The organism is Pseudomonas sp. A-RE-19 (assembly GCF_019956555.1).
Lineage (GTDB): Bacteria > Pseudomonadota > Gammaproteobacteria > Pseudomonadales > Pseudomonadaceae > Aquipseudomonas.
Window position 1 is genome coordinate 1 of the sequence record NZ_JAHBDQ010000057.1, and the last position, 2,823, is coordinate 2,823.

The 2,823-nt window shown below is 51.0% G+C and carries 5 protein-coding genes; all 5 read right to left on the reverse strand.

What is annotated here, in order from left to right; genetic code table 11:
• Positions 1 to 88: 88 nt before the first annotated feature.
• The 5 genes from KGB14_RS24275 to KGB14_RS24295 all read right to left on the reverse strand — a co-directional run bounded on the left by KGB14_RS24275 (position 89) and on the right by KGB14_RS24295 (position 2,694).
• Positions 89 to 397 (reverse strand): antibiotic biosynthesis monooxygenase family protein, encoded by a 309-nt coding sequence (locus KGB14_RS24275; RefSeq protein WP_223489180.1) that lies wholly within the window; start codon positions 395 to 397, stop codon positions 89 to 91.
• Positions 398 to 441: 44 nt separating this feature from the next.
• Positions 442 to 1,155: a helix-turn-helix transcriptional regulator gene (locus KGB14_RS24280; protein WP_223489182.1), complete on the reverse strand. Its 714-nt coding sequence runs from the start codon at positions 1,153 to 1,155 to the stop codon at positions 442 to 444.
• Positions 1,148 to 1,402 carry a helix-hairpin-helix domain-containing protein gene (locus KGB14_RS24285; protein WP_223489184.1) on the reverse strand — a complete coding sequence of 85 codons (255 nt, stop codon included), beginning with the start codon at positions 1,400 to 1,402 and terminating at the stop codon, positions 1,148 to 1,150. The genes KGB14_RS24280 and KGB14_RS24285 overlap by 8 nt, the downstream gene beginning before the upstream one ends.
• 172 nt (positions 1,403 to 1,574) lie before the next feature.
• Complete coding sequence (locus tag KGB14_RS24290) at positions 1,575 to 1,790, reverse strand: DUF6434 domain-containing protein (protein WP_223489186.1); 216 nt, start codon at positions 1,788 to 1,790, stop codon at positions 1,575 to 1,577.
• A gap of 61 nt (positions 1,791 to 1,851) precedes the next feature.
• Entirely contained in the window at positions 1,852 to 2,694 is an 843-nt protein-coding gene (locus KGB14_RS24295; RefSeq protein WP_223489188.1) for an AraC family transcriptional regulator, read from the reverse strand.
• Positions 2,695 to 2,823 lie beyond the last annotated feature (129 nt).

The window sequence follows — 2,823 nt, forward strand, 5'->3', positions numbered from 1 at the left end:
TGAGAACACTTACACTGGAAGTGACGACACCGATGCCTGACAGCAAAGGCATTGGTGTCTCTTGCCTGCTCTGGCAGTCTGTCGGGGGTCAACTCATCTCTGGAACGAGGTGACTCATGAACGTCAGGTTTTCAATAGCGTACATATACTCAGAGAATCTCGGATCTCCATCGTTGAACGCCTTTGCCACTTTTTGTGCGTTCTCAAGACTGTCCCACATTGCCAAGTCCGCGAAGACTCGGTCGTCGCTCATAGGGCAGTAGGCACGGTACTCGATCAAACCAGGAAAGGTCTTTAGCGTTTCACGAAGCCCTGCGCGGAGCACAGGCACTTGCGCAACGCATTCCGGTTTGACCTTGAAAATGGCTAATTCGAGTACATGAGATGAGTGCTGCATTGAGATGACCTTCTGTGTGTTAAGGAGTCCCAATCATGAGTGGCTCATACTGACAGCGTAGTGTCAGTAGTGGTGATCGCTTTCCACTGGTTTGCCTGGTGCTTCATGTACGCTTGGAGATCAAGGGCAGGATTGTCGGGTGATGGTTGTTGGGCAATAGCGATGGAGGCTATGCGATCGACCCGAAAATCACGGTAAGCCGCCCTGGCACTACACCAGCTTCCAACTGTCCACTTTCCTCCCCAGTAGAAAAGGCCAAGGGGGGAAATGAGGCGTTGCGAAACCGCACCGTCCAAGCTGGTATAAGTTATCGTCAGCGCCTGAGTGTTTTCGATGGCATTTCGAAGGGTTGCCAAATGGCCACGCGTCGAGGAAGGTGTTGTTCCAAGTGCCCTGATTTTTGCCGTGCTGGGGTCAACCTTGTGATGGACTATGGACGCTGAGATTTTGCTCAACAACATCCTTGCCGCAGCACTTAGTTCGTTATCGGCGGAAGCTGAAAGCATTTCCATCCCGAGCATCAATGCATCCAGTTCGAGCCTGTTCAACGTTAAAGGCGGCATCTCAAAATCGGCATCCAAGGCATACCCCACGCCAGCGGTACCATAGATTGGGATTCCACTGAAGGAAAGGTCGTCGATGTATCGATAGATTGAGCGAACGGAAACGCCAATTCGGCTAGCCAGTCGTTCAGCAGAGATTGGCTGATGGACACGAATCAGATTTACCAATTGAAATAAGCGATCAGCTTTACGCACCAGGTGTGCTCAACTGAGAGTCCTTTGCAAGCTCAATGGCCACGGTAATGGCGGCCCGAGCTTGGGAGCTATTCTTCCAGCAAGTCGATCCTACTGCTGCCGATGCCTGAGCCAGGATGTCACAAGCATTCGCTTTGCTGAGCACAGCTAGCGAGTCAATGCCCATCTGCGCAAGGCGAGCGATAACGGCCGGCCCTACGCCCTTTAGGGCCAACAAGGCATTATGTTCCGTCAGTGGAAATGGCATCCGTAAACTCCTGTTATCGGCCAATGAAGCAACCGGAGTTTGCCCGACGGGAGAGGGTATCTCAATAGATGGACTCCATCGCCCTCAGCGTAAGCATCAGGAAGGTGGGTTTGGCATGCTTACCAAATAGGCAACCGTTTGAAGAGTTGTTGGCCTGATACTTGCCGCGCGCTCAATTGGTATCGCGATGTTGGTGCAGCCACTCATCGACGACTTCTCCGAGAGTTTTAGGCACGTCATTACGTATCCAGGCCATAAAATCCCTGTCAAATTTAAAGTCCACGCCGCAGAGTTCCACCATGAATCTGCGAACATTCTGTGTATTTCGATAACTCTTGCAAACTGTCGTATTTCTAGTGAGCTGATCACTGTGCCAGTTAAAACTCATTGGGCAGACTCCATACCTAGTGGTCTGATTTATAGATTTATAGCAGGCTTCGATCCCACAATTAGAAGGCTTGGGCTCTTGCAAGCGGTATCCACACATCCACGTAACCCTTACCTTGGGATGGTTCGAAATCAGAGCTGTACTGCTCGAATTCAGCAGCGTCGACAAGCTCATATTCAGATTCAGGCAACCAGTGATTGAAAATGGTGAAGAATGTCTGATGGATTGTCGAGATATGGCCTTGGTGTCGAAACACGACATAGTTTTGCTGAGGCACTTTGAAGTACCTAAAAGCGGGAGGAAGACTGTCGACGCTGGACACCTCTGTGCCAGCAATGTACTCAAAACTACCATCCTCTTCAGGATTACAGCATAGTCCATAGTTCCAGCAGTTTACCTGACTTGGTATTCGCCCTATGTAAGGGGCGAACGCTTGCCACAAACTGACGATCCCTTCGTTCCTATCGAAGGTAAAACGATCCCCCAGACCAGCAATGAAAAACTCGGATCTAGTTTCAAAGCGGGGTTCAGATAGGGTTATGAGCTTCCTTTCTTTCATGCGTAAAGGCTCCACCAGTGAGAGGTGTTCATCCTCGTGCTCACGAACCTGCTTCGGAGTGAACCCAAACAGATCGCAGAAGGCACGCGTAAAAGCTTCATGTGAGCCGTAGCCAGCATCCAGCGCTACTTGCAGGATATCCGGTGCACCTCGACGCAAGGTCAGTGCCGCTTGGCTCAAACGCCGCGCACGGATGTAACGCATCACCGACCAACCCGTCGACAGCGGAAATAAACGGGCCAGTGCAAAAGGAGACATATTGCAATGGCGCGCGACACGTCCTAGATCGAGGTGGGATCCTAGCTCCAGCTCGATGTACCACAGGGCTCTCTCGATATTCAGCATGACGAACCTCCATGAACGCTAGAGCAACATTATCAAATGGACGGGGGAAGCATTTGATCGTTCTTGCGGTTTCTGCTTTCCACCCAGAGCGTATAAGAGACCTCCACGTCTCCTCGCTCTAGCTTATGA

Excerpts from the sequence above, each read along its gene's own strand:
- KGB14_RS24275 (WP_223489180.1), bottom strand. The coding sequence starts at position 397 with ATGCAGCACTCATCTCATGTACTCGAATTAGCCATTTTCAAGGTCAAA.
- KGB14_RS24285 (WP_223489184.1), bottom strand. The coding sequence starts at position 1,402 with ATGCCATTTCCACTGACGGAACATAATGCCTTGTTGGCCCTAAAGGGC.
- KGB14_RS24290 (WP_223489186.1), bottom strand. The coding sequence starts at position 1,790 with ATGAGTTTTAACTGGCACAGTGATCAGCTCACTAGAAATACGACAGTT.
- KGB14_RS24295 (WP_223489188.1), bottom strand. The coding sequence starts at position 2,694 with ATGCTGAATATCGAGAGAGCCCTGTGGTACATCGAGCTGGAGCTAGGA.